The sequence below is a fragment of the Thioclava arctica genome (assembly GCF_040892615.1).
Classification (GTDB): domain Bacteria; phylum Pseudomonadota; class Alphaproteobacteria; order Rhodobacterales; family Rhodobacteraceae; genus Thioclava; species Thioclava arctica.
Window position 1 is genome coordinate 472,137 of sequence record NZ_JBFRYC010000001.1, and the last position, 20,178, is coordinate 492,314.

Consider the following 20,178-nt stretch of genomic DNA (forward strand, 5'->3'; position numbering starts at 1 on the left):
TGCCCGAAAATGCGATGTCTGCAAGGGCGCGATTGAATTCGCGCTGGCTCTTGCCGGGGTCCGGTATTTCTGAGGGCTAAAGACAGGCCGATCTTTCTTGCGCGACAGAAACAGGGCGGATGACATATGAAAGACCTGTCATATGATGTCAGTGCTGGCTTAACCTTCCCAAGAAAGCCCGAAAAAGGAAGCCCATGAAGAAACCGGCTCAGTTGCAAGACCGTTTGAAAACGGCCCTGTTGGTCATCGCGGCTCTCGGGCTGTTCGCGGGTTTGGGGGTCATGTTTGCGGGCAAACCCGATCTGGCGACGCTGATTTGGTGGGGCGCTGTCGTGCCCGTGCTGATCGGCCTTGTGGTCGAGATAGCGCAGTCTTTGGCCAAGGGTGAGGTTGGGCTCGACATTGTGGCCGCGCTGTCGATGTCTGCAGCGCTGCTGTTTGGCGAGGAACTGGCGGCGGCGGTGGTGGCGCTGATGTATTCCGGGGGCACGTACCTCGAAAGCTTTGCCGAAGGCCGGGCCCGCCGCGAGATGAGCGATCTGCTCGCGCGCGTGCCACGCAGCGCCACGCGACACCGCGAAGGCGCGCTGGACGACGTGCCTCTGGACGAGATCGTGCCGGATGACCTGTTGCTGATCCGGCAGGGCGACGCGGTGCCTGTCGATGGCACGCTTGCGACAGAGTGGGCGATGCTGGACCAGTCCGCGCTGACGGGCGAGTCGATGCCGGTGCGGATGCAGCGCGGGCAAGAGATCATGAGTGGGGCCACCAATGCGGGCGATGCGTTTGATCTGCGGGTCACGCGGCGGGCGGCGGATAGCACCTATGCCGGGATTGTCCGGCTGGTTGAGGCCGCGCAAGCCTCAAAGGCTCCGATGGCACGTCTGGCGGATCGCTATTCGCTGCTGTTCCTGATCGTCACAGTGGTGCTGGCGACGGCGGCGTGGTGGTTGACGGGCGATCCGATCCGTGCGGTGGCCGTTCTGGTGGTCGCAACGCCTTGCCCGCTGATCCTTGCGGTTCCGGTGGCACTTGTCGCGGGGCTGTCGCGGGCGGCGCATTTCGGCGTGTTGATCAAAGGGGCCAAGCCGCTTGAGGCGCTGGCGCGGATCAAGACGCTGATCCTTGATAAGACGGGAACACTGACCGACGGGCGCCCGCAAATCGTGTCCATCGAGGCGTCGGGGGAGCTGTCTGAAGACGAAGTTTTGTATTTCGCAGCCGCGCTCGATCAGGCCTCGAAACATCCGATCGCGCAGGCAATCGTTGCTGCGGCCCATGCACGCGGGGCAGAACTGCCGATCCCGCAAAACGTGCTTGAGACACCGGGCGAAGGCGTGGCCGGAACCGTTGACGGCCGTGCGGTTGTGGTGGGTGGCGCTGCGTTTGTCGCCACGCAGACCGGAGCCCCGGCGCTGGAGCGCACGATTATCGAGGCCGGGTCGGTGGTCGTGTCGCTGGCGGTTGACGGCAAAGCGGTGGGGCATCTGGTGATGGCCGATGCGCTGCGCGCAGGCACGGGGGATCTGCTGGCGGGGCTGCGCGCGCTCGGGATCGGGCGCGTCTTGCTGGCCACCGGTGATCGCCAAGCGGTGGCCGCGGCGGTGACAAAGGGGCTTGGGCTGGAGGGCGTGCGCGCCGAGCTGACCCCGGATCAAAAGGTCTTGCTGGTGCTAAGCGAGCGCAAGAACGGCCCGGTCATGATGGTCGGCGATGGCGTGAACGACGCGCCCGCTTTGGCCGCCGCCGATATTGGCGTGGCGATGGGCGCGCGTGGGACTGCGGCCTCGGCGGAGGCGGCGGATATCGTCTTGCTGGTTGACCATCTCGACCGCCTGTTGGCGGGGGTCGAGATTGCGCAGCGCGCGCGCCAGATCGCGCTGCAAAGTGTCGTGGTCGGGATCGGGCTTTCGGTGCTGGGCATGATCGCGGCGGCGTTTGGCTATCTGACGCCGGTTGAAGGTGCGCTCTTGCAAGAACTGATCGACGTCGCCGTCATCTTGAACGCCTTGCGCGCGCTCAGGATCGTGCCCAACCGATCCGGGCAGAGCGCCCAAGGCCAATAGTCTTGCGTTGGTCTGATGGGGCTGCTCTCAAGTGGGGTGAAGGCGTCGATCACGCTCTGCGCATGACGATCCGACCACGGTCAGGCCTGCGCGCGGCGATTTCGCGCGTCGAATTGCGCGACCCTTGCCAAGGGGAAGTGTTTCCGCAATCTTGCGCGATGACAGTGCTTTGATGCACGACACATCCGGGGGAAGACAGCCATGACCATCACGCGCCGCGCGGCCTTTATGGGGGCGGCCGCCCTTACGCTTTGCAAGCCTGCTTTCGCACAAGCCGCATGGCCCACCAAGCCGCTGCGCACCTTCGTGGGCTTTCCTGCGGGCTCCTCGCCGGACTTGTTGGCGCGGATCGTGACGGACCCTCTCGCCACCGCTTTGGGCCAGCCGATCGTGATCGAGAATAAACCCGGCGCGGGCGGTGTGATCGGTATTCAGCAGATGCTGAACGCCAAGGACAAGGACTACACGTTTGGCACCACGATCAACGGGCCGATGACGACCGCGCCGCGCCTGATGCCGAATCTGGGCTATGACGTCGCGACCGACATCATGCCCATCGTGCTGGTCGCCACCTCGCCGCTGGTGCTGGTCGTGGCGGCGGATTTCCCGGCCAGCGATCTGGCGGGTTTCATCGCCGCTGCGGGCAAAGAGCCAGAGGCGCTTAGCTATGGCTCGGTCGGCAAGGGATCTGGCGCGCATCTGACGGCTGAACTGTTCTCGGATCGCGCGGGCGTCGAGATGCTGCACGTGCCCTTTACCTCGTATGCTCAGGTCACCACCGCGATCATCGGTCATGAGATCGACGCCGGTTTCATGGCCCCCTCGGCGGCGATGCAATATGTCAAGGCGGGCACGCTGAAGATCCTCGGGATCACCTCGCAAAAGCCCTTTGCCCAAGCCCCCGGTGTGCCGGTGATGGCCGGGCAGGCCGGGCTGCCCGCCGATTTCCGGGCGGAATTGTGGAACGCCTTCATTGCCCCCACCGGAACCGATCCGGCGATCATCAAAACGCTCAACACCGATATCAATACGATCCTCGCGGATGGGGCGGTGCAAAAGCGTCTTGAGGATATGGGCTGGCAGGCGGCGGGGGGCACGCCCGAGGATCTGCAACAGCGGATTGCGCAAGACACCAAGATCTGGGGGGCCGTGCTGGACCGGATCGACGCGAAAAACTGATCGATGAAGCACGATATCCACGATCTGGCGAGCGGCATTCTTCTTGCCGCGATCGGCCTGTTTGTCGCCCTCTATGCTGTTGGCCATTACGATATCGGCTCGCTGCGCCGGATGGGGCCGGGGTTCTTTCCGGCAATTCTGGGCGGCGTGCTGGCGGTGCTGGGGCTGATGATCGCGCTGCCCGCTTGGGCGCGCGCAGGCCATCGGGGGCGCATCGCGTGGAAAGAGGCCGGCGCCGTTCTCGCCGCGATCCTTGTTTTCGCGGCAGGGCTGGAACCTGTGGGGCTGGTGCCGGTGACGCTGGCGAGCGTTCTTATCGCCTCGATCGCCGCGCCTGATCGCCGGGTCGGCTGGCGGCTGGCTTTGGCGCTGGGCATCACCGTGCTGTCGGTCGTGGTGTTTCATTTCGGACTGAAAATGACGGTCCCGCTTTGGCCGGGGCAAGCATGAGCGGCTGGGACGGCTTTCTGCATGGCTTGAGCGTTGCGCTGCAACCGGGCGTGCTGATCTATTGCGTGCTGGGCGTGGTGCTGGGCACGTTCGTGGGCGTCTTGCCGGGGATCGGTGCGATGGCCACGATCTCGCTTTTGCTGCCGATCACCTATTACCTCAGCCCGGAGGCGGCGCTGATTATGCTGGCGGGGGTCTATTACGGCTCGCAATATGGCGGCGCGGTGGCCTCGATCCTGCTGCGGCTGCCGGGCACGCCGCAATCGGCGGTGACCACGCTGGATGGCTATCCGCTGGCGCAGCAGGGGCGCGCGGGTGTTGCGCTGTTCACCTCGATGATCTCAAGTTTTCTGGGCTCGTTCTTTGGCATCTTCGTGTTGATCTTGCTGTCGGGCATCTTGTCGCGCGCGGCCACGGCTTTTGGCGCGGCGGATTATGCCGCGATGATGCTGCTGGGGCTGGTTGCCGCCTCGACCATCGGTGCCAAGCACCCGGCCAAAGGCTTTGCGATGGTGGTGCTGGGGCTGATTTTGGGCTGCGTTGGCACCGATGTGAACTCGGGCGAGCAGCGATTTACCTTTGGGCAGACCGAGCTGATGGACGGTGTGAACCTTGTGGCGCTGGCGATGGGGCTGTTTGGCGTGGCCGAGGTGATTGCCAATATCCACGTCGCCGAACGCACCGGCGTGCCGCGCCGCATCGCGCTGCGCGAGTTGCTGCCCAGCCGGGCCGAGCTGCGCCGCATTCCCTTTCCGGCGCTGCGCGGCGCAAGCCTAGGCAGCTTCTTCGGCGCGCTTCCGGGCACCGGCTCGACGATCTCGTCGTTTCTCGCCTATGCCGCCGAGCGCCGCATCTCGCGCCACCCCGAACGGTTCGGCAAAGGAGCGATCGAGGGCGTTGCAGGCCCCGAAGCCGCCAATAACGCCGCTGCGATCAGCGCCTTTGTCCCAACACTCACGCTGGGCATTCCGGGCGATCCGATCATGGCGTTGATGCTGGGCGCGCTGGTCATTCACGGCGTGCAACCCGGTCCCCTGATGCTGGCAGAGCGCCCCGACATGTTCTGGGGGCTGATCGCGAGCTTCGGGATCGGCAACCTGCTGTTATTGGTGCTGAACTTGCCGCTGATCGGCATCTGGGTGTCGATGCTGCGCATCCCGTTTCGCTGGCTCTATCCGGCGATTCTGATTTTTGTCTGCCTCGGCGTCTATTCGGTGCGCGGATCGAGCTTTGACATCTTCGCGGTCGCGCTGATTGGGGCCATCGGCTACGCGCTGTCGCTGGCGCGGTTCAACCCGGCGTTGCTATTGCTTGGCTTCGTGCTGGGGCCGCTGATCGAGACCAATCTGCGCCGCGCCCTTCTGATCTCGCGCGGCGATCCGATGGTGTTCCTGCACCGCCCCATCGCGGCCGCTTTCGTGCTGGCCACGGCGGCCCTATTGGCAATGTCGCTCCTGCAAGCCATCCGGCGCAAATCGCGCGGGCCAGATCGGGCCGCGTCGGTCAATGGCGAGGCCGAGTAGGCGCCACAAGTCACGGGAATCGAACAAAACCCACAACGTAGCAAGTCGTGGACCAATCCTGACGCGTTCGCGCAGGGTCTTAATTTCATGGGATTTATCAGAAAAGTGGCAGCCCGTAGGGGAATCGAACCCCTCTTTCCAGGTTGAAAACCTGGCGTCCTAACCGATAGACGAACGGGCCACTTACGACGATCAAGCGCTTGGCTTGTCAGCGTGGGCGGTGTTTAGGCCAGAGCTTGGTGACTCGCAAGGGGGTTTTTGATGTTTTTGCGAATCTTTCGCATCGAGATCGAATCCGCGCCGAATGCGGTGTGAAAACAGCGGCTTCAGGCGCGCGCTGCATCTTCAAGACGCAGCTGCACCTTGTTGCGCCCGCCCCAGGAATTGATCTCAAGACGACCAGCCAGATGAAAGCGCTGTGCGCCGCGTTCGCTGAGCGCGGGGCCAAGCGGGCCGTCGAACGCGCCAAAGTTTATCGCCTCGATTCGTGCGCCCATCCCATCGCCAAACATGAAACGCAGATGGCTTTCGCCGATCGGACGTGGCGAGACGATTTCCATATTGGCAAAGGCAAATCGCGGGGCGGGCGCGCCTTGGCCGAAGGGGCCGGCGCGGTCGATATCCTCGATCAGTTGCGGGGTTGCGGCGCCGGGCATCAACAGCCCATCAAGTCGCAAATCGCGCGGGCCCTGCGTTCCAGCCCCTTGCTTGGCCAGCAACTCGGACAGGCGCGCCATCGCGGCCTCCAGTTTGCCCTCTTCAACAGTCAGCCCGGCGGCCATGCGATGTCCACCGCCCTTGAGCAGTAACCCTTCGGCGGCGACGCGTTGAATGGCCGCGCCAATATCGACGCCATTGATCGAGCGCGCCGAGCCTTTGCCAATGCCGCCCTCCAGCCCGATCACCACGGCGGGGCGGTTGCTGGCCTCTTTGAGCCGCGCGGCCACGATGCCGACCACGCCGGGATGCCAGCCTTCACCCGCCGCCCAAACGAGCGGCCCGTCCAACCCGCGTTGCTCGGCCTGAACCAGCGCCGAGGCGCGCACCGCGTTCTCAACCTCGCGACGTTCCGAGTTGAGCACATCAAGCCGCTCCGCCAGAGCCAGCGCTTCGTTGGGATCATCCGTGGCCAAAAGCCGCGCGCCCAAATCGGCGGCACCGATCCGCCCGCCCGCATTGATCCGCGGCCCCAGCACGAAGCCCAACGAATAGGCGCTTGGCGCGCGATCCAACCGGGCGACATCACACAGCGCCACAAGGCCGGGGCGTTCGCGCCGCGCCATAACTTTGAGCCCTTGGCGCACCAGCGCGCGGTTGCAGCCCTGCAGTGGCGCGACATCGGCCACCGTCGCCAGCGCCACCAGATCAAGCAGCGCCATCAGGGGCGGGCCCTGCACATCCTGCGCGCGCAATTGGCGATTGGCCTCGACCAACATCAAGAACACCACCGAGGCGGCACAAAGATGCCCCAGATCGCCGGTTTCATCGAGCCGATTGGGGTTCACGCAGGCCAGCGCGTCGGGCAGGGGCTCGCCGCCTAAGTGGTGGTCGAGAATGATCACATCGGCGGGTTTGGCGGCCGCAACCGGTCCGTGGCTAAGCGTGCCGCAATCGACGCAGACGATCAGCGAATGATCGCGCGCCAAGGCCTCCATCGCGGGCTCGTTGGGGCCATAGCCCTCGTCAATCCGGTCGGGAATATACAGCGTCGCTTGGCGGCCCATGCCGCGTAACCAATGGATCAAAAGCGCCGCCGACGAACCGCCATCCACATCGTAATCGGCAAAAATGGCGATGTTTTCATGCGCATTTATCGCTGCGAGAAACCGCGTCGCGGCGCGCTCCATATCCTTGAGGCTGCGCGGGTCGGGCAGCAGGTCGCGCAGGGTCGGCTCAAGGAACCCCTCGGCCTCCTGCGGGCTGACGCCACGCGCCACAAGGATGCGTGCAAGCGGCAGCGGCAGGCGGGTGGTTTGCGCCATCGCCTCGGCAAGACGGTCGGTCTCGGGGGTGGGACCAACCCAACGCCGCCCGCTCAATGAATGATCAACGGAGAGAAAACTGCTCATGCAGTGTTCATAGCCAAATGCAGGCGTCCCCGCCAGAGGGCGCAGAGTGCGGCTTGGCATGCGAAAGGCGCGGGCATGACGGGATATCCGTGCGCCATAAATATCCATTTTTCGATGTTTTGAGACACTCGGGCATCGTAATCTATCCCAGAGCGTCCTTTTATCGACATTACAGCGTTGTAATCCGGCTGCGTATTTGAACGGGTGCAAATCCGAAACGCGCAGGGTAAACTTTGCTGCGCAGAGTCAGATCTGGGATGGTATGGATAAACCACTTTCACTTTGGTCGCGTATCGCGCAAGCCTTGTCCGCCCTTGGGCGGGGCGAGGGGCTTTCGAGTGTCTTTGACAACCTGCGCGAACCGCCAGAACGCTCGGTTGCCTTCACCATCGCGGTGATTGCGCTGGGGGCCAAGATGGCCAAGGCCGATGGGCAGGTCACCCGCGATGAGGTCGCCGCGTTCCGGCGCATCTTTCAGATTCCGGCGGGCGAAGAGGTCAACGCGGCGCGCGTCTTTGACATGGCGCGCACCGATGTGGCGGGCTTTGACGCCTATGCGCGCAAGATCGCGCGGATGTTCGGGCCCGGCGCGGATGTGCTTAAAGATGTGCTCGAGGGGCTGTTCTTTATTGCGATGGCCGATGGCGATTACCATGAGGGCGAGGATGCGTTCTTGCACGAAGTCGCGCGGATTTTCGGGCTGGAAGAGTGCTGTTTTCGCGCGATGAAGGCCGCTTTCGTGCCCGATTCCGCGCCTGATCCGTGGTCGGTACTTGAAGTGGCGCCCGGCACGCCGATTGCCGAGGTGCGCAAGATTTGGAGCGCCAAGGTGCGCGAGGCCCATCCCGATCGCGCGATTGCCCGTGGCCTGCCGCCCGAGGCTGTGCAACTGGCCGAACAACGCTTGATTGCACTCAATGCCGCGTGGGAAGAAATCCGCGATTCTGCGGCGCATCCCTGATGCGGGTGGCCACCTGGAATATCGAGTGGTTCACCAACCTGTTCGACCGCAACGGTCATTTGTTGGAGGATGGCGAATGGTCGGCGCGCTATAGTGTGACGCGTGCCGAGCAGATCGGGGCGATTGGCATCGTGCTGAGCGCTTTGCAGGCCGATGTGCTGCTCATCGTCGAGGCACCTGACGACAATCGCCGCCACAAGACGGTCGCGATGCTCGAAGAGTTCGCGGCGAAATTCGAGCTGCGCCAGCGCAAGGCGCTGATCGGGTTTTCCAATGACACACAGCAGGAAGTTGCGTTGCTCTATGACCCGGATGTGGTGCGCGCACGCCATGATCCGGGGCAAAGCGAGGCTTGGCCGCGCTTTGATGGTGTGCTGAAAATCGACCTCGATATTGATGCGCAAATGGACACGGTGACCTTTTCCAAGCCGCCACTTGAGGTGAGATTGGAAACAATTGCAGGTCGCGTGATTCATCTGATCGGGGTGCATATCAAATCCAAGGGGCCCCATGGTGTGACCAGCCGCGAGGCCGCGATCCGGATCGGCATCGAGAACCGGCGAAAGCAGTTGGCGCAATCAATTTGGCTGCGCGGTCGCATCGAAGAGCATCTGCGCGCGGGCGATAGCCTTGTTGTGCTGGGCGATTTCAACGACGGTCCGGGGCTGGATGAATATGAAAAGCTGTTTGGACGCTCGGGCGTGGAAATCGTGGCGGGCGAGGGCGGGCCGGAGGCGTGGCGCTTGCACGACCCGCACGCGCGCCTGAGTGCCGCCCATCAAACCTCTGCCGCGCCCAGTTCTGCGCGTTTCTATCTGGTTGAGCAGAAACAGTATTTCTCGGCGATGCTGGATTTCGTGATGCTCTCACCTGATCTGGTGGCGCAGGCGTCAGCGTGGCGCATTTGGCACCCGTTTGACGACCCGGCAATCTATCGCGTGCCCGAATTGCGCGAGGCGTTGCTGCAAGCTTCGGATCATTTTCCCGTCTCGGTCGATTTGCAGTTCGGCCCTGTCGAAGAGGCGTGATTTTTGTCGTTTCTCGGCGTAGGCTGGAAGCTATGAAAGCATTTACGGTTCCCATTTTGATGGCCTGTCTTGCCGCGTGCCCAGCGCAGGCGCAGACGCCCGAAAGCGATGCCGATCGCGGATTTTCGCTGCTTGAGGAGGGCGCGCAACTGCTGTTTCGCGGCATCATTGATCAGATGCGTCCCGAATTGGAAGACATGCAAAAAGGGCTGGGCGATGCGGCCGAGCAATTTGGCCCGAAGCTGCGTCAATTCATGGCGTTGATTGACGATGTGAAAAACTACGAAGCCCCCGAGCGGCTGGACAATGGCGATATCCTGTTGCGCCGCCGTGCCGATGCGCCGCCACCACCGCCACTTATGACCGAACCGCCCGAGGCCCCGATTCCGAACACGCCACAGCCGAAAATGCCGCGTCCGGGTCGGCCAAACTTGCCGCCGGGCCACCCGCCAATTCCCAATAACGGGATCGAGCTTTAGGACACTTTCGCCTCGGCCTTGAGCGCGCTGGCAAGCGAGCGGAACCGCGCCTCGGCGACCTCGCCAAACAGCGCCTTGCCGCGTTTGGTTAGCTTGAGCTCCAACACGCCAGCCTTGGACGAATAAGACAACTCACCCGCATCGGCCGGGCTGTGCGTGGCAAACATCGCGCCAAATCGCATCGCTTTGCCCAGCACCTCTGCCTCTTGCAGACGTTCCTCAGAGAGCAGGCCAAACAGCGGTTCAAGCTGCGAGCCAGAGCGCGAGTTTTTGTAGCGGTGCAACAGCGCAAGGCCCAGAAACACCCGCTCGGTATGCGACATCGCCGAGTAATTCGCGCGCGTGACATTTTCAAAACAGGCCTCGGCGCGGTAATCTGGATGGGTGCGCCATGTGGTGTCGTGCAGCAGGCAGGCGGCACGCACGAGGCGGAATTTCTCGGGTGGCAGCGGGCCAAAGATCGGCTCGATAAAGGCGTGCAGTTTCTTGCCAAAACCGGGCATGCGCGACATCAGGCGTTCGGTGTGGCGACAGGCCTCGACCAGCGGATCGCGCCGCCGCAACCGTTCGGGCATCTGCTCATACAGCAGGCCCTCGCGGATGCCGTAAGCCGAGACGTCGATCTCGCGGGGCTGGAACTGTTCGATCAACTCGCCCAGCACCTGACTGGCCAGCGGCACAAGCTCCATCCGCGCCGAGGAGGTGCCGGTTTTCGCGCGCAGCTTGTCCATGTCGGACTTGGCGATCCAGTCGATCGTTTCGCGCAGATCATCGGGGCTCATGCGGTATTCGTGGAGCACCAAAAGCGGATATCCGCGCCGCTCCATATCGAGTCGGGCAATCGCGCGCCACGATCCGCCCACCAGATAAATCCGGTCGTGATTGGTGCCAACTTGGGCGGCCAGATCGGCAATCGTGTCGCGGATATGCGCCGCGAGCGCCTTTTTGCCGCCTTCGACCATCTGCAAGCGAAAGGGACCAAGTTGCGAGGTGGCCCGTCGCCAGACCTTGCCGTTCTTGATCTCTGCCAACTCCATCGAGTTGCCGCCGATATCGCAGACCAACCCCTCGGCCTCGGGCCAGCCCAAAAGCACGCCCTGCGCGGAAAGCCGCGCCTCTTCGATACCGTCGATCACATGCAGCTTGAGGCCGGTTTCGCGCTCGATTTCGGCGTGAAATTCGGGGCCATCCTCGGCGTCGCGCATGGCGGCGGTGGCGACGCAGGTCAGCGGGCCGATCTCCATCCCCTCGGCGAGCGCGGCAAAGCGTTTGAGCGCGGCCAAGCCCCGCACCCGCCCGTCAGCGCTCAACTTGCCGGTTTCGGCCAGACCTTGGCCCAGACCCGCCATCACCTTTTCATTGAAGAAATAGGCCGGGCTGCGCGCGGCCCCGTCAAAGACCACCATCCGGATCGAGTTCGAGCCGATATCGACCACACCGACGCGGCTGAGCGCACGCACCGACGGGTCATCGAAAAGCGGCTGGCCAAACGGGTCCCAATCATCATTGCCTTGGGTGGTCGGCTGCGCACTATTTTTGGATTTCATCGGCCCGTCCGGTTGAGTCGTCTTATGCGCACGCTAGGGCTAGTCGAAGCTATGAGCAAGTTTTGGAACGTCGCTTGCCCCTGCGGAACCCCGCCCCGAGAGTGAGGGGAATTCCATGAAGAAGCGGTGGCACGAGAACAGCTTTTCGCGATCTTCGGGCAGGTGGCGGATGAATTTGCCATCGGGCTGCAAGATCCAGCTTTGCGCCTCATCGGCCATATTCGCGGCCATGATCTGGCTGACGATCTGGGCTTTGACGGTGGGGTTTTTCGCCTCGACCAGCGTTTCGACGCGCCGGTTGAGGTTGCGCCCCATCCAATCGGCCGAGGAAAAGAACACCCGCGCCTGATCTGAGGGCAGGCCGTGGCCATTGCCAAAACACACGATGCGGGAATGTTCCAAGAACCGCCCGACGATGGATTTCACCCGGATATTTTCCGACAATCCCTTGATGCCGGGGCGAATGCCGCAAATGCCGCGCACCACGAGCGAGATTTTCACCCCCGCCTGCGAGGCGGCATAGAGCGCGTCGATCACCTCGGAATCGATCACCGAGTTCATCTTGGCCCAGATCGAGGCTGGCTTGCCCGCCTTGGCAAACGCGCTTTCGCGCGCGATCATCTCCAGCAGGCGCGGTTTCAGCGAAATCGGCGAGATCGCAAGGTTTTCAAGCCCTTCGGGCTGCACATAGCCCGACAGGTAGTTGAACACTTTGGTCGCATCGCGCCCCAGCGCCGCGTCGCAGGTGAAAAAGCTGAGATCAGTGTAAATCTTGGCGGTGATCGGGTGATAATTGCCGGTGCCGTAATGGGTATAAGTCACCAGATTCTCACCCTCGCGGCGCACCACGGTGCTGATCTTGGCGTGGGTTTTGTAGTTCATGAAGCCATAAACAACATGCGCCCCCGAGCGTTCCAACCGACGCGACTGGCGGATATTGGCGGCCTCGTCAAAGCGCGCTTTCAGCTCGACCAGCGCGGTGACGGATTTGCCCGCCTCGGCCGCCTCACAGAGCGAGGACACGATCGGGCTGTCTTTCGAGGTGCGATAGAGCGTCTGTTTGATCGCCAAGACATTGGGATCATTGGCCGCCTGATCGAGAAAGCGCACAACCAGATCGAAGGTTTCATAGGGGTGGTGCAGCAAAATATCCTTTTGCTTGATCGCGGCGAACATGTCGCCCTCGTGGTCTTGCACGCGCTCGGGCACGCGGGGCGTGAAAGGCGGCCAAAGCAGATCGGTGCGGTTGTTGAGCACCAGTTCCTTGACATCGGCGATGCCCACAAGGCCCTTTTCGGCGACCACCTCATCGGGATCGACATGCAATTCGCGCATCACCAGCGCTTGCAGATCGGCGGGCGCGCCGGCGGAAACCGACATCCGAATGACTTGACCGCGCCGACGCCGCTTGAGCGCGGTTTCAAATTCGCGCACCAGATCTTCGGCCTCGTCTTCAACTTCAAGATCGCTGTCGCGCAGCACCCGAAAGCTGCACGATCCAACGTCGCGATAGCCCGGAAACAGCGATCCAAGGTGGATCATTAGCAACTGTTCAAGCGGCAAGAACCGCGCCTCGCCGGGCAGGCGCACGAAACGGTCGATCTGCTGAGGGATCGGAAGCAGCGCCTGCAGGCGGCGTTTGTCGGTGTCGCGCTCCAATTCCAGCGCAAGACAGAACCCGGTATTGGGGATGAACGGGAACGGGTGGGCCGGGTCGATCGCCAAGGGCGAGAGCACCGGGAACACCTTGTTGAGAAAATGCTCGGAGAGATAGTTCAGATCGGCCCGGGTCAACCGAGAGCGCGACACAACGGTGATCCCTTCGCGCTCCATCTCGCGCTTTAGCGCGGACCACGTCGTTTGCTGCGTGTCCATCAGCTTGCGCGCGTCGGCGTTGATCCGGTTCAGCTGCTCGGCTGGGGTCAGCCCATCATCTGAGGGGTTGATATTGCCCTCACGCACCAGCTCCATCAGGCCTGCGACGCGCACTGAATAGAACTCATCCAGGTTGGTTGCCGAGATCGACAGGAACCGCACCCGTTCCAGCAGCGGCACACGCGGGTTGCGGGCCTCTTCGAGCACGCGCCAGTTGAAGGCCAACCAGCTCAGTTCACGGTTAAAGAACCGACCTGGCCCCAAGATTTCCTCTTCGGGCAGGGTAACGGGCGCAGGGAACGGGGTCTTGAGGAAATCGGCTTGGGTCATGTCCGCGCTTATCGTTAGGGTTTGTAAAGGCGCTGTGACAGTGTGCGCAGCTTAGTCCAGACTGTCCAGCACCTGCGCCGCTAAAGGGCGCGTAATGGCGCGTTTTTCGGCCAGTGCGCGGGCATCGAGCGCGACAACCAGACGGCGCGCGGTCGAAAGCGAGCGATCCATGCGCGTCACCAGCCACTCGATGAGCATGGGCGTGACGCTGAGTTGGCGGTCGTCAAACAGTTTGACCAGAACGGCGGCCAGAAGCGCGTCATCGGGGGGCGTGATGCGCACCGTGGCGCAGGCCTGCATCCGGCTGATCAGATCGGGCAGGCTTAGCCCCCAATCGCGCGGCGGGGTGCGTGCGGTGATCAACAGCTTGCCCCCTTCGGCCTGCATCAGATTGTGCAAATGAAACAGTGCTTTCTCGCACGTCGGGTTGTCGCGAAGGTCATCACCATCCTCAACCACAGCCGCGCCCTGGGCGGAAAGACGCGGGGCGTCGGCATCGCTCAGATCGGCGGCACGGATGGTTTGCGCGCCCTGTTCCTGCGCCCAGATCGCGGCGAGATGCGTTTTTCCCGCCCCCTCTGGGCCGATCAAGATCATCCGCCCGTTTGGCCAGCTCGCTGGCGCATCAAGCGTGCTGAGCGCCAGCGCATTCGCCGGGGCGATAAAGAAATCCTCTCGCCCCTGCGCCGAGCGGATTGGCAGGGGAAAGATCAACTGCTCGGCCATATGTCAGCTCTCGTTGTCCTCAGGGTCGCAGGGCAGGATTTGCCCGACTACGCCGCCATACAGCGCCCCATGCAGATATTGATTGATCAGGAACCTTGCAACCACCCCGATCACCGCTGCCACCGGCACCGCGACCAACATCCCGACAAAGCCAAACAGCGTGCCAAAGGCCGACAGGGCAAACAGCAACCACAGCGGATGCAACCCAACGGAATCGCCGACCAGCTTGGGGGTGATGATATTGCCCTCCATGAACTGGCCAAAGGCAAAGATCCCCGCAATGATCCCGATCTGGAGCCAATCGCCCCAAAACTGGAACAGCGCCAAGCCGATCGCCAGAGTGCCCCCGATGATCGCGCCGATATAGGGAATGAAGGTCAGCGCACCCGCGACCGCGCCCACCAATAGCCCAAGTTGCAGCCCCGCCAGCATCAAGGCGATCGCATAGAACGTGCCCAGAATCAGACAGACCGTGACCTGTCCGCGCACAAAACCCGACAGCACCCGATCAATATTATGTGCGATTTCGCGGATGGTGGGGGCGTGATCGCGCGGCAGCCAACTATCGACCTTGGCCACGATCCGGTCCCAGTCCAGCAGCATGTAAAACGCCACGACCGGCACCACGACGATGAAGATCACCAGATTCACAACCGTCATCGCCGAACTCAGCAGCGTGCTCGCCAATTGACCGCCCTGCGCCTTGATCGCGTCACCCACTGCGGTGAGCGTGTCACTGACCACCGAATTTTGCACCAGATTGGGGAAGCGATCGGTCAAAAAGGCCTGGAACGATGCCAGCAAGTCCGGAGCGAGCGCGATCAACTGCCCTAACTGGCGCACCAGCATGGGCAGGACCGCCAGCGACAACACGACAAAGGCCAGCACCCCAACCAGTGCAATCAGAATGGTCGAGACGGCCCGGCTTAACCCCAGCCGTTCAAGCCAGTCGGCAAGCGGGTCCAGAAAATAGGCAATGGCGCCGCCCATGATGAAGGGCAAGATCACATCCCCAAGGCGCCACAATGCAAGAACCAGCACCACAGCGGCGAGGGTCCAATAGATCATTTGCTGTCGAACGGGCAGGGCCATCGGGGCTCCTTTTCAAAGCGGTCGTCTTAACGTGGCGGATAATCGGGGGAAATCAAGCACTGCCTGCTTGGATCAGACCCAAACGGGGCGCAAGGGCGCTGTTGTTTCGCAAGGGGCTTGTGCGTAACCGCCATCTTGCCCACGCCCCCCATTTCCTCTAGGCCATTTGCCAACAGATCACCCAACGCCCAAAGGACCGCACATGCGCCTGTCCCGCTATTTTCTACCCGTTCTCAAGGAAACCCCCGCCGATGCGCAAATCGCCAGCCACCGGCTGATGCTGCGCGCGGGCATGATCAAGCAGCAGCAGGCCGGGATTTATTCCTGGCTGCCGCTGGGCTTCAAGGTGCTTAAGCGCATTGAGCAGATCGTGCATGAGGAACAGGTGCGTGCCGGTCACATCCCGCTGTTGATGCCCACGCTGCAACCTGCCGATCTGTGGCAGGAATCGGGGCGTTATGACGCTTATGGCCCCGAGATGCTGCGCATCAAGGATCGCCATGGTCGCGACATGCTGTATGGGCCGACCAACGAGGAAATGATCACCGATATTTTCCGCTCGCATGTGGAAAGCTATAAATCGCTGCCCCTCACGCTGTATCATATCCAGTGGAAATTCCGCGACGAGGTCCGTCCGCGTTTCGGCGTGATGCGTGGGCGCGAGTTCCTGATGAAGGACGGGTATAATTTCGACCTGACCAAGGAAGATGCGCTGCACGCTTATAACCGCCACATGGTCAGCTATCTGCGCACTTACGAACGTATGGGGCTGACGGCGATCCCGATGCGCGCCGATAGCGGCCCGATTGGCGGCGATGATACGCATGAATTCCTCGTGCTGGCCGAGACTGGCGAATCCGAGGTGTTCTACGATGTGCAAGTGCCCGATCTGAAACTGGGTGAGCGCCGGGTGGATTACGACAATCGCGATGAAGTCGCTGGTATCTGCGAAGAGTTCACGACCCTTTATGCGCGCACCGATGAGACCCATGATGAAGCGCTGTTCAACGCCATCCCCGAAGAGCGCCGCCGCGTGGGCCGGGGCATCGAGGTCGGCCAGATCTTCTACTTCGGTACCAAATATTCCGAGGCAATGGGGGCCAGCGTCAACACCCCCGATCAGGGCAAAGTCCCGGTGCATATGGGCAGCCACGGCATTGGCGTCAGCCGCCTTGTCGGCGCGCTGATCGAGGCCAATCACGACGACAAGGGCATCATCTGGCCCGAGGGCGTGACGCCGTTCCATGTCGGCATCGTCAACCTCAAGCAAGGCGATGTCAGCTGTGACAGCGCCTGCGAGGCGCTTTATCGCGCCTTTGTCGAGGCCGGGCTTGAGCCGCTTTATGATGATCGCGCGGAACGCGCTGGCGCGAAATTCGCGACGATGGATCTGATCGGTCTGCCTTGGCGCATCACCGTTGGCCCGCGCGGGATTGCGTCGGGCAAGGTCGAACTGACCTCGCGGCGCACCGGCGAAAGCGAAGAGATGTCATCAGAGGAGGCGGTCGAAAAGGTCGCAGCGATCTATGCGGCGCTGTAATCTGATGCTGGCAGCCGCGCTTGCGCTGGTCGCGCCGATGGCGCAGGCGGCGGGGCTGGTGGCGTGGTCCAGTGACAGTCTCGGGATTGCCGCGCAGGTGCCCGAAGGCTGGCCCTCAGCGCAGATGTATGGCGGTGGCTATCTGTTCACCGCTCCGGGGTTTGAGCGCCATGTCGCCCCCCATGTCGCCTTGCGCGCCCATCCCGATAGCGGGGCAGATTTGGGTGCGGCGCATGATCAGATGCTGCAGTCTTTGCTGCTTGATGGCGATCAGGTGATATCGGATCAGCATGACAAGGCGGGGTTTGACCTGCGCTCTTTGACCGCGCTGGGCAAGGTCGAGCTGCGCAAGACCGTGCGTCTCAATTGCAAGGGCGGTCCGATCTTGGCCGAGCTGCGCATTGATTACATGCAAGACCAAAGCGCCGAGATGGCGCCGCTTCTGGCCGACATCCCGGGTTCATTGGCCTGTAAATAAGCGCGGTTCTACGGTTGATCAGCTTAGCCGGGCAGGGGCTTAGCCGGGCAGGGCCGCGACCAGTTCGGCGAAATGCTCGCCGCGCTTTTCGAAATTGGGATATTGATCGAAACTGGCGGCGGCGGGGGCCAGAAGCACCGTGTCTCCCGCCTCGGCATCGCGTGCGGCTGCGGCCACGGCGGCTTCCATCGTTTCGCAGATTTCATGGTTTAACGGCGCAAGTTCAAGGGCGAAATCGCGCGCCGAATGTCCGATGAAATAGGCCTTCTTGACGGACCCCAGATGCGGTTTTACGCTTGAAACGCCACCTTCTTTGCCCAAGCCCCCCGCGATCCAGAGGATATTGTTGAATGCTTGCAGGGCCTTGGAGGCACTGTCGACATTGGTCGCTTTGGAGTCGTTGACATAGCGCACGCCGGCTTTGTCCGCCAAGGTCTGGCTGCGATGGGGGAGCCCGCCAAAGCTGTGAAACGCGGCCTCGATCTCGCGCGGGGCGACCCCAAGCGCGCGCACGGCCGCGTAGGCAGCGCAGGCGTTTTGGTGGTTATGCGCGCCCGGTAGTCCCGTCACGTCGCGCAGATCAATCGAGGCGATCTGGCGGCCCTTGCGCCACTCGCTCAAGAAACCCTTGCGCGCGAAAACCGACCAGCCCCAATCGCCCAGCTTGCGTCCGGCCGACACCCGGATCACGCGATCATCGCTGCGCGATACCGCCAGTTGATTGGCCAGATAGGTGCCCTCGGGCTCATCCACGCCAATCACGGCGCGGTCCGGCCCGCCCTCGGAAAACAGGCGGCGCTTGGCGGCGAAATAGCCCCCCAAACCGGCGTGACGATCCAGATGATCGGGCGAGAGATTGGTGAACACGGCGATATCGGGGGTCAGCGCGCGCGCCAGATCGGTTTGATAGCTCGATAGCTCCAGCACAACGACCTCACCCGCTTCGGGCGGGTCGAGATCAAGCACGCCGCGCCCGATATTGCCCGCCATTTGCGACGACCGCCCGGCCTCGGTCAGGATGTGGTGGATCAGTGCTGTGGTGGTGGATTTCCCGTTCGATCCGGTGACACAGATCGTGCGCGGGGCAATGTCGAAATTCTCCCATTCGGGCGTGGCCCAAGAGGCAAAAAACAGCCCGATATCATTATCGACCGGCACGCCAGCCGTCATCGCCGCCGCGATCACTGCGTTGGGGACGGGGTAAAGATGGGGGATGCCGGGCGAGGTGATCAGCGCGGCAATATCGTCAAACGCGCCCTGTTTGCTCAGATCGGTGCAGGTGAAACCCGCCGCTTGCGCGCGCGCGCGCCCTTCGGGGCTGTCATCCCAGCAGATTGGGTCTGCCCCGCCTGCGCGCAGGGCTGCGGCACTTGCCAGACCCGAGCGGCCCAAACCCAGCACCGCCACTTTTTGCCCGTCATAGCCCTGAACCGGTATCATGCGTGTCTCCTGCGCCAAGCGGGGGCCAGCCCCCGCACCCCCGGGATATTTGAACCAAGGGGAAGGGGAAAGGGATTTCCTGCGCGATCGCGCCAAGAAGCGCCGCGCGATCCCCTTCGCCGCGCGCCCTTTCTTCTAGCCAGCCCAAGCGATTTCGGTTAGAGTTTCAAGCAGACCCGGCAAACGGGCGATTTGAGGCAGAGACGGCGGTATTACCGATGACAGAGATGGCCTTTGGCACTGTGCCTGTGCGCGCAGGGGAGCCTGTTCTTCCGAAATGGTGGCGCACCATTGATAAATGGGCGCTTTCAGCGGTGCTGATCCTGTTTGGGGTTGGCATGTTGCTGGGGCTGGCGGCCTCGGTTCCGTTGGCTGAGCGCAATGGGCTGGAGCAATTCTACTATGTTAAACGGCAGGCGGTGTTTGGCGCTATTGCGCTGATCATCATGCTGGGCATTTCGATGCTGGACCCGCGCCAGATCCGCCGGCTTGGCGTGATCGGCTTTGCGGGCGCGTTTGTTGCGGTGATGTTCCTGCCGATTTTGGGCACGGATTTCGGCAAAGGCGCGGTGCGTTGGTATAGTTTGGGATTTGCGTCGATTCAGCCTTCGGAATTTCTCAAGCCCGGATTTGTGATCATCTCGGCTTGGTTCATGGCGGCGGCGCATGAGGTCGGCGGCCCGCCCGGTCGTGCCTATTCGTTCTTGCTGACCTGCGTGATCGTGGTGGCGCTGGCGCTGCAGCCCGATTTTGGGCAGGCCTCGTTGGTGCTGTTCGCCTGGTCGGTGATGTATTTCGTCTCGGGCGCGCCGATTGCGCTGTTGACGGGCATCGGCGGGCTGGCGATCACGGGGGGCTTTTTCGCCTATAACTTCTCGGATCACTTCGCGCGCCGGATTGACGGGTTTCTCTCGACTGATGTCGATCCGCGCACGCAGATCGGCTATGCGACCAACGCCATTCAAGAGGGCGGGTTCTTTGGGGTCGGCGTGGGGCAGGGCTCGGTCAAGTGGTCGCTGCCAGATGCGCATACCGATTTCATCATTGCCGTGGCGGCCGAGGAATACGGGCTGATCCTAGTGCTGTGTATCATCGCGCTTTACGCCACTGTCGTGATCCGCTCGATGTTGCGCCTGACGCGCGAGCGCGACCCGTTTACACGGATTGCGGGCACCGGTTTGGCCTGTGCCTTTGGCATTCAGGCGATCATCAATATGGGTGTTGCAGTGCGGCTGTTGCCTGCAAAAGGTATGACCTTGCCGTTTGTCAGCTATGGTGGCTCGTCGGTGATTGCCTCGGGGATCGCGGTGGGCATGTTGCTTGCGTTGACGCGCACGCGACCGCAGGGGCAGATTTCTGATATCCTCGCGCGGCGTGGCCGCTAACCCAGGAGGG

Annotated in this window: 16 protein-coding genes and 1 tRNA gene; 10 read left to right on the forward strand and 7 right to left on the reverse strand. The window is 62.4% G+C overall.

Annotated features, from left to right (window positions below):
* Positions 1-194: 194 nt before the first annotated feature.
* From AB4874_RS02425 to AB4874_RS02440, 4 genes are all read left to right on the forward strand, one after another.
* Positions 195-2,066, forward strand: coding sequence for a heavy metal translocating P-type ATPase (locus AB4874_RS02425; RefSeq protein ID WP_368390798.1), 1,872 nt, complete (start codon positions 195-197; stop codon positions 2,064-2,066).
* Positions 2,067-2,267: 201 nt separating this feature from the next.
* Positions 2,268-3,245: a Bug family tripartite tricarboxylate transporter substrate binding protein gene (locus tag AB4874_RS02430; protein WP_368390799.1), complete on the forward strand. Its 978-nt coding sequence runs from the start codon at positions 2,268-2,270 to the stop codon at positions 3,243-3,245.
* Positions 3,246-3,248: 3 nt separating this feature from the next.
* On the forward strand, positions 3,249-3,695 hold the full coding sequence (locus AB4874_RS02435; protein WP_368390800.1) for a tripartite tricarboxylate transporter TctB family protein: 447 nt from the start codon (positions 3,249-3,251) through the stop codon (positions 3,693-3,695).
* Positions 3,692-5,218 (forward strand): tripartite tricarboxylate transporter permease, encoded by a 1,527-nt coding sequence (locus AB4874_RS02440; protein ID WP_368390801.1) that lies wholly within the window; start codon positions 3,692-3,694, stop codon positions 5,216-5,218. The genes AB4874_RS02435 and AB4874_RS02440 overlap by 4 nt, the downstream gene beginning before the upstream one ends.
* 106 nt (positions 5,219-5,324) lie before the next feature.
* Here the strand turns inward: AB4874_RS02440 and AB4874_RS02445 are convergent.
* Both AB4874_RS02445 and recJ read right to left on the reverse strand, forming a co-directional pair.
* Positions 5,325-5,399 (reverse strand) — tRNA-Glu (locus AB4874_RS02445).
* Positions 5,400-5,544: 145 nt separating this feature from the next.
* Positions 5,545-7,287: a single-stranded-DNA-specific exonuclease RecJ gene (recJ, locus tag AB4874_RS02450; protein WP_368390802.1), complete on the reverse strand. Its 1,743-nt coding sequence runs from the start codon at positions 7,285-7,287 to the stop codon at positions 5,545-5,547.
* 262 nt (positions 7,288-7,549) lie between these two features.
* Between recJ and AB4874_RS02455 the strand changes: the two genes are divergently transcribed.
* Genes AB4874_RS02455 through AB4874_RS02465 form a run of 3 tightly spaced genes read left to right on the forward strand, consistent with a single transcriptional unit; the run spans position 7,550 to position 9,755 of the window.
* Positions 7,550-8,248 carry a TerB family tellurite resistance protein gene (locus AB4874_RS02455; protein ID WP_368390803.1) on the forward strand — a complete coding sequence of 233 codons (699 nt, stop codon included), beginning with the start codon at positions 7,550-7,552 and terminating at the stop codon, positions 8,246-8,248.
* Complete coding sequence (locus AB4874_RS02460; protein ID WP_368390804.1) at positions 8,248-9,276, forward strand: endonuclease/exonuclease/phosphatase family protein; 1,029 nt, start codon at positions 8,248-8,250, stop codon at positions 9,274-9,276. Before AB4874_RS02455 ends, AB4874_RS02460 begins: the two co-directional genes overlap by 1 nt.
* A gap of 32 nt (positions 9,277-9,308) precedes the next feature.
* Positions 9,309-9,755 (forward strand): AAA+ family ATPase, encoded by a 447-nt coding sequence (locus tag AB4874_RS02465; protein WP_368390805.1) that lies wholly within the window; start codon positions 9,309-9,311, stop codon positions 9,753-9,755.
* Here the strand turns inward: AB4874_RS02465 and AB4874_RS02470 are convergent.
* Genes AB4874_RS02470 through AB4874_RS02485 form a run of 4 tightly spaced genes read right to left on the reverse strand, consistent with a single transcriptional unit; the run spans position 9,752 to position 15,325 of the window.
* Complete coding sequence (locus tag AB4874_RS02470) at positions 9,752-11,302, reverse strand: Ppx/GppA family phosphatase (protein ID WP_295530440.1); 1,551 nt, start codon at positions 11,300-11,302, stop codon at positions 9,752-9,754. The two genes, AB4874_RS02465 and AB4874_RS02470, sit on opposite strands and share 4 nt — an antisense overlap.
* Positions 11,303-11,341: 39 nt before the next feature.
* Complete coding sequence (locus AB4874_RS02475; protein ID WP_368390806.1) at positions 11,342-13,507, reverse strand: RNA degradosome polyphosphate kinase; 2,166 nt, start codon at positions 13,505-13,507, stop codon at positions 11,342-11,344.
* A 51-nt stretch (positions 13,508-13,558) separates the two neighbouring features.
* Complete coding sequence (locus tag AB4874_RS02480) at positions 13,559-14,233, reverse strand: HdaA/DnaA family protein (RefSeq protein WP_368390807.1); 675 nt, start codon at positions 14,231-14,233, stop codon at positions 13,559-13,561.
* A gap of 3 nt (positions 14,234-14,236) precedes the next feature.
* Positions 14,237-15,325, reverse strand: coding sequence for an AI-2E family transporter (locus tag AB4874_RS02485; protein WP_295530430.1), 1,089 nt, complete (start codon positions 15,323-15,325; stop codon positions 14,237-14,239).
* 202 nt (positions 15,326-15,527) lie between these two features.
* Here AB4874_RS02485 and proS point away from each other — a divergent pair, with 202 nt between their 5' ends.
* The gene (gene proS, locus AB4874_RS02490; RefSeq protein WP_368390808.1) at positions 15,528-16,865 is read left to right on the forward strand and encodes a proline--tRNA ligase; all 1,338 of its coding nucleotides are present in this window, start codon (positions 15,528-15,530) and stop codon (positions 16,863-16,865) included.
* A complete protein-coding gene (locus AB4874_RS02495; protein WP_368390809.1) occupies positions 16,852-17,343 on the forward strand; it encodes a hypothetical protein in 492 nt (163 codons plus the stop codon). Before proS ends, AB4874_RS02495 begins: the two co-directional genes overlap by 14 nt.
* A 39-nt stretch (positions 17,344-17,382) precedes the next feature.
* Here the strand turns inward: AB4874_RS02495 and murD are convergent, their stop codons facing one another.
* Complete coding sequence (gene murD / locus AB4874_RS02500) at positions 17,383-18,783, reverse strand: UDP-N-acetylmuramoyl-L-alanine--D-glutamate ligase (protein WP_368390810.1); 1,401 nt, start codon at positions 18,781-18,783, stop codon at positions 17,383-17,385.
* 218 nt (positions 18,784-19,001) lie between these two features.
* Here murD and AB4874_RS02505 point away from each other — a divergent pair, with 218 nt between their 5' ends.
* Positions 19,002-20,168, forward strand: a complete 1,167-nt coding sequence (locus AB4874_RS02505; protein ID WP_295530418.1) for a peptidoglycan glycosyltransferase FtsW — start codon at positions 19,002-19,004, stop codon at positions 20,166-20,168.
* Positions 20,169-20,178: the final 10 nt, after the last annotated feature.

Coding starts and splice junctions, on each gene's coding strand:
- AB4874_RS02455 (WP_368390803.1), top strand. CDS start 7,550: ATGGATAAACCACTTTCACTTTGGTCGCGTATCGCGCAAGCCTTGTCC.
- AB4874_RS02475 (WP_368390806.1), bottom strand. CDS start 13,507: ATGACCCAAGCCGATTTCCTCAAGACCCCGTTCCCTGCGCCCGTTACC.
- AB4874_RS02480 (WP_368390807.1), bottom strand. CDS start 14,233: ATGGCCGAGCAGTTGATCTTTCCCCTGCCAATCCGCTCGGCGCAGGGG.
- AB4874_RS02465 (WP_368390805.1), top strand. CDS start 9,309: ATGAAAGCATTTACGGTTCCCATTTTGATGGCCTGTCTTGCCGCGTGC.
- AB4874_RS02440 (WP_368390801.1), top strand. CDS start 3,692: ATGAGCGGCTGGGACGGCTTTCTGCATGGCTTGAGCGTTGCGCTGCAA.
- AB4874_RS02470 (WP_295530440.1), bottom strand. CDS start 11,302: ATGAAATCCAAAAATAGTGCGCAGCCGACCACCCAAGGCAATGATGAT.
- AB4874_RS02460 (WP_368390804.1), top strand. CDS start 8,248: ATGCGGGTGGCCACCTGGAATATCGAGTGGTTCACCAACCTGTTCGAC.
- recJ (WP_368390802.1), bottom strand. CDS start 7,287: ATGAGCAGTTTTCTCTCCGTTGATCATTCATTGAGCGGGCGGCGTTGG.
- AB4874_RS02435 (WP_368390800.1), top strand. CDS start 3,249: ATGAAGCACGATATCCACGATCTGGCGAGCGGCATTCTTCTTGCCGCG.
- proS (WP_368390808.1), top strand. CDS start 15,528: ATGCGCCTGTCCCGCTATTTTCTACCCGTTCTCAAGGAAACCCCCGCC.
- AB4874_RS02425 (WP_368390798.1), top strand. CDS start 195: ATGAAGAAACCGGCTCAGTTGCAAGACCGTTTGAAAACGGCCCTGTTG.
- AB4874_RS02495 (WP_368390809.1), top strand. CDS start 16,852: ATGCGGCGCTGTAATCTGATGCTGGCAGCCGCGCTTGCGCTGGTCGCG.
- AB4874_RS02485 (WP_295530430.1), bottom strand. CDS start 15,325: ATGGCCCTGCCCGTTCGACAGCAAATGATCTATTGGACCCTCGCCGCT.
- AB4874_RS02505 (WP_295530418.1), top strand. CDS start 19,002: ATGACAGAGATGGCCTTTGGCACTGTGCCTGTGCGCGCAGGGGAGCCT.
- murD (WP_368390810.1), bottom strand. CDS start 18,783: ATGATACCGGTTCAGGGCTATGACGGGCAAAAAGTGGCGGTGCTGGGT.
- AB4874_RS02430 (WP_368390799.1), top strand. CDS start 2,268: ATGACCATCACGCGCCGCGCGGCCTTTATGGGGGCGGCCGCCCTTACG.